Origin of the sequence: Bacillus sp. C28GYM-DRY-1 (genome assembly GCF_030519405.1) — a bacterium.
In the GTDB taxonomy this organism is placed as follows: domain Bacteria; phylum Bacillota; class Bacilli; order Bacillales; family Bacillaceae; genus Bacillus; species Bacillus spizizenii_A.
This window is the reverse complement of sequence record NZ_JAUMKF010000041.1, coordinates 1-4523: the sequence shown is the minus strand read 5'-3', so window position 1 is coordinate 4523 and position 4523 is coordinate 1. Positions and strand designations below refer to the sequence as shown.

Sequence of the window (4523 nt, the reverse complement as noted above, 5' to 3'; positions counted from 1 at the left end):
CGCTAACATCAGGGAGCAAGCTCCCATCTGTCCGCTCGACTTGCATGTATTAGGCACGCCGCCAGCGTTCGTCCTGAGCCAGGATCAAACTCTCCGATAAAATGGATCACAGGTTAAGTTCACCGCAGAATGTGGTGACACCTGTGTGACCTACGTCGTGCAGGCCTTAGTTTGACTGACTACGCACATCGCTGTGCGATTTTATAATAATGAATTAACAGGTACGTTTTGTCTTGTTTAGTTTTCAAAGATCATTTTTCACTTCTTGCCGAAGCGACTTTATTAATATAACATTTTGACTTTCTTTTGTCAAATGTTTTTTGAATTTATTTCTCCGCCGCTGTGAGCTTGTTTTTCAGAAGCGCATCAGCGACGTTTAATAATATAACACGGTCAAGAATCAGAGTCAATATCTTTTTTTAAAGAATATCCCCGATGATAAATAGCCTGTCCTTTTGTTTCTATCTGGCAGACGTTGATAAGTCCCTTGTCCGTCAGGTAATCAAGCATAACTCCAAGGTCTTGGGTAAAGTGCTTTAAGTCAGGATGCTGAAGAAGCTCACCAAATTGCCATATCCCTTTTTCTTTCATTACTTCAAAAAGATGAGCCGAACCGATCTCAGCTTTGGAATGGATGAGAAAATCATTTGCTAAGAATAATAATTCGAGTCTTTTTTCCAAGCTCTCGTGGCTTTCAATCAACTCGGAATATAATTTGTACACTTGGGGCTCCATCTGACGCACTTGGCTCCATACCGTGGTTTCCGGATGAAATCCCCTGTCAATTACTTCAATACGCGCTAAATGATGCAGCGCATGAACAATCGCGTTGTAAGCATCTAAAAATTGATTGGCTTCGAAAAAAGCCTTGCCTTCAACATATCTTCTTATTAATTTGCCATATTCAAGCCCAATCTTCAGTTTGCGTTCAGCAAACGGAAATGTATTCAGCCTGTCAATCAGCTCGACAATGTATTCGTTACGGTCAAACAAGACTCTGCCATTTACAATCCAATCTATGATTCTTCTATTTGTCCCGAGCAAAATCCATTCTTGAATCTGAGAATCTGTTACGACATGCAAAGAAGCTGTTTTTTGATCAAATTCATAATGCTTTATAAAAACAGGCTCGTCAGCCTCCTTTACAATCACCAGCAAAGCAGCATCAAAGTTATCTGTTAAGGAAGAGGTTTTGTTTCTTCTCTCAATCATAATGACAGCCAATGTATTGGGATGACTTGCTCTTTCTTGGTAAATTGGACGGAGAAGATTATCCATCACTATTCCTCCAATGCAATTGTTCAAAATTTTTTATTCTCTATTTGATTCAATTCTATGGTCAAAACGAAATCCCTCTTTTTCTAAACACATTGAACTATTATAAACAATTTCACAGTAAGTCTCCACATATAAATTCCAGTTCAACCGAAAACATGAAGAAAATCCCATTGGGTTTGTGCTATAGTTAAATTAGAGGGGGATGGACATGGCGAAATACTCCAGCAAAATTAATAAAATTAGAACATTTGCGTTAAGTTTGGTTTTCGTTGGGTTTATCATTATGTACATCGGTATCTTTTTCAAAGAGTCAGTTTTGCTATCCAGTTTGTTTATGATACTTGGGCTTTTATCCATCGGTCTCAGCACAGTTGTTTACTTTTGGATCGGAATGCTTTCGACCAAAGCAGTTCGTGTCATATGTCCGGCCTGTGCAAAAGAGACAAAGGTTTTGGGAAGAGTGGACATGTGCATGCATTGCAGAGAGCCGCTGACTTTAGATAAAGGTTTAGAAGGAAAAGAATTTGATGAGTCTTATAATAAAAAGAAAATGTCCAAATAAAATAAGCTGACCGTTTCGTGCGGTCAGCTTATTTTTAATGGTTTTCTTTTTTCGAACACTCTTGGCAGACACCGTAAATTTCTAAACGGTGGTGGCTTACTTTAAAGCCCGTGACATGGGCAGCGAGCTGCTCCACTTCATCAAGGCCCGGATAATGGAAGTCCACAATTTTACCGCAGTTTTCACAAATCGCGTGATAGTGATCGGATGTGACAAAATCGAATCTGCTGGAAGCATCACCGTATGTGAGCTCTTTTACCAAACCGGATTCTCGGAACACACGCAAATTGTTATATACCGTCGCTACGCTCATGTTAGGAAATTTCCCTTCCAGAGCTTTATATATATCGTCCGCTGTTGGATGAGCCATAGAGTTAACGAGATATTCCAAAATCGCATGACGTTGAGGAGTAATGCGAACTCCGGTTTCCTTCAACGTTTCTAAGGCTTCTTTTAGTTCATGTGCAGCCATCCGTCATGCACCTCTCTTCTAAAAAAAATTCTTACATTGTAATGTTTATAATTAGTGTAACTCTTTCTACGATAATTTGTCAATTGATATCAGGGTAAAAGTAAGCATATCATTTGAGGCTGATAGACGCATTTACTTTTCCGACATATCTTTGAGGGTTTGAAGCGCTTCCGCTACATGATCTTTCACTTTTACCTTTCTCCATTCTTTAATGAGCCGTCCTTCTTTATCAATTAAAAAAGTGGAACGCTCAATTCCCATATATTCTTTCCCGAAGTTTTTCTTCAGCTTCCATACATCAAACGCTTCCGCTAGCTTATGTTCGTCATCAACAAGAAGCAGAAATGGAAGGTTATGCTTCTCTTTAAATTTCCCGTGCTTTTCCTGGCTGTCCGGGCTGACGCCAATAATAACGGCATCCAGTTCAGCGAAACTTTCGTGGCTGTCCCGAAAATCACATGCTTCAGTTGTGCACCCCGGTGTCATGTCTTTTGGATAAAAGTAAAGCACGATATACTTTCCTTTATAATCCGATAATGTTACTGTTTCCCCATGATCGCCTTTTAACTCTAGATCAGGTGCTTTTTGTCCGATTTCTATAGTCATTACGTTACCTCCGGATGTTTTTTTAATAAGCGTATCCAATTCTTGTCCAGATTACAACTGTCGGCCCTTGCATCTTAAGCCCGAATCCATTGTTCTTGTTCGGAAGCATGCTACAATAGAAAGGACGCATGGAGATATAGGAGGTTTTTATTCTTGCATACTAAATCAATTGAACTTCACAATGAGGCATTAAAGCACATTGTCGGCGGTGTAAACAGTCCGTCTAGATCATATAAAGCAGTCGGCGGCGGATCTCCCGTCGCAATGGAAAAAGCAAACGGCGCTTATTTTTGGGATGTGGACGGCAACAAATACATCGATTATTTAGCGGCGTACGGTCCAATCATTACCGGACATGCCCATCCGCATATTACAGAAGCGATTAAAAAAGCAGCAGAGAACGGTGTATTGTATGGAACACCGACAAAACATGAGGTTACATTTGCAAAGATGCTCAAAGAAGCCATTCCTGCTTTGGACAAAGTAAGATTCGTCAATTCGGGAACTGAAGCTGTTATGACAACCATCCGCGTGGCTCGCGCATATACAGGCCGGACAAAAATCATTAAATTTGCAGGCTGTTACCACGGACATTCGGATCTTGTGCTTGTCGCCGCCGGTTCCGGTCCATCTACTCTTGGCACACCAGACTCAGCCGGTGTACCAAAAAGCATTGCAAACGAAGTGATCACAGTTCCATTTAATGATATCGAAAGCTATAAAGCGGCTCTTGATAAATGGGGCAGTGAAATCGCGGCGGTTCTCGTCGAGCCGATTGTCGGCAACTTCGGAATTGTTGAGCCGAAAGAGGGCTTCTTGGAAAAAGTAAATGAACTGACACACGATGCTGGCGCTCTCGTTATTTACGATGAAGTCATTACGGCATTCCGCTTTATGTATGGCGGCGCGCAGGATCTATTACAGGTAAAACCGGATTTAACAGCACTCGGGAAAATTATCGGCGGCGGACTGCCAATTGGCGCCTATGGCGGTAAAAAAGAAATTATGGAGCAGGTAGCTCCGCTTGGGCCAGCTTATCAGGCTGGAACAATGGCAGGTAACCCCGCTTCCATCCTATCAGGCATCGCTTGTCTGGAAGTGCTCAAAGAGGAAGGCGTGTATCAAAAGCTTGATCGCCTTGGCGCTATGCTGGAGGAAGGCATTTTACAGCATGCAGAGACACATGGCATCACAATTACTGTCAACCGGTTAAAAGGCGCACTTACGGTTTATTTCTCTGATGAGAAAGTCGAAAATTACGAGCAGGCTGAACGCAGTGACGGAGAAACATTCGCTACGTTTTTCAAGCTGATGCTGGAACGCGGAATTAATTTAGCACCTTCTAAATATGAAGCCTGGTTTATTACAACAGCACATACAGAGCAGGATATTAGAGACACGCTTGCAGCGGTCGAGGATGCTTTTAAACACCTTAAAAACTAGAATCAGACAACTTGGACAGGAGCATTGAGCTCCTGTCAGGCTGTCGAGAAAATCTCGACAGCTTTTATTTTCCCTTAAAATATCCATTCTCCTGTAATAAAATAAAAGAAAGACTTCAAAAGGACGGTGTCTTTCTTATGTTCCACACAAGAAATTCTTCTC

At 41.6% G+C, this 4523-nt stretch carries 5 protein-coding genes and 1 rRNA gene; 2 read left to right on the top strand and 4 right to left on the bottom strand.

All coding sequences use genetic code 11. The annotated features are described in order from the left end of the window. Both Q3W56_RS20470 and Q3W56_RS20465 read right to left on the bottom strand, forming a co-directional pair. Nucleotides 1-100: ribosomal RNA gene (locus tag Q3W56_RS20470) — 16S ribosomal RNA — on the bottom strand; the annotation flags it as partial. 293 nt (nucleotides 101-393) lie between these two features. Further along, nucleotides 394-1278 carry a nucleotidyltransferase-like protein gene (locus Q3W56_RS20465; RefSeq protein WP_302896693.1) on the bottom strand — a complete coding sequence of 295 codons (885 nt, stop codon included), beginning with the start codon at nucleotides 1276-1278 and terminating at the stop codon, nucleotides 394-396. 208 nt (nucleotides 1279-1486) lie between these two features. Here Q3W56_RS20465 and Q3W56_RS20460 point away from each other — a divergent pair, with 208 nt between their 5' ends. Then, nucleotides 1487-1840, top strand: coding sequence for a YgzB family protein (locus Q3W56_RS20460; protein WP_003223287.1), 354 nt, complete (start codon nucleotides 1487-1489; stop codon nucleotides 1838-1840). A gap of 34 nt (nucleotides 1841-1874) precedes the next feature. Here the strand turns inward: Q3W56_RS20460 and perR are convergent, their stop codons facing one another. Then, the gene (gene perR, locus Q3W56_RS20455) at nucleotides 1875-2312 is read right to left on the bottom strand and encodes a peroxide-responsive transcriptional repressor PerR (RefSeq protein ID WP_003223285.1); all 438 of its coding nucleotides are present in this window, start codon (nucleotides 2310-2312) and stop codon (nucleotides 1875-1877) included. Nucleotides 2313-2444: 132 nt separating this feature from the next. Beyond that, nucleotides 2445-2918 (bottom strand): thioredoxin-dependent thiol peroxidase, encoded by a 474-nt coding sequence (bcp, locus tag Q3W56_RS20450; protein ID WP_042975168.1) that lies wholly within the window; start codon nucleotides 2916-2918, stop codon nucleotides 2445-2447. A gap of 153 nt (nucleotides 2919-3071) precedes the next feature. Here bcp and Q3W56_RS20445 point away from each other — a divergent pair, with 153 nt between their 5' ends. Next, entirely contained in the window at nucleotides 3072-4361 is a 1290-nt protein-coding gene (locus Q3W56_RS20445; RefSeq protein WP_302896692.1) for a glutamate-1-semialdehyde 2,1-aminomutase, read from the top strand. Nucleotides 4362-4523: the final 162 nt, after the last annotated feature.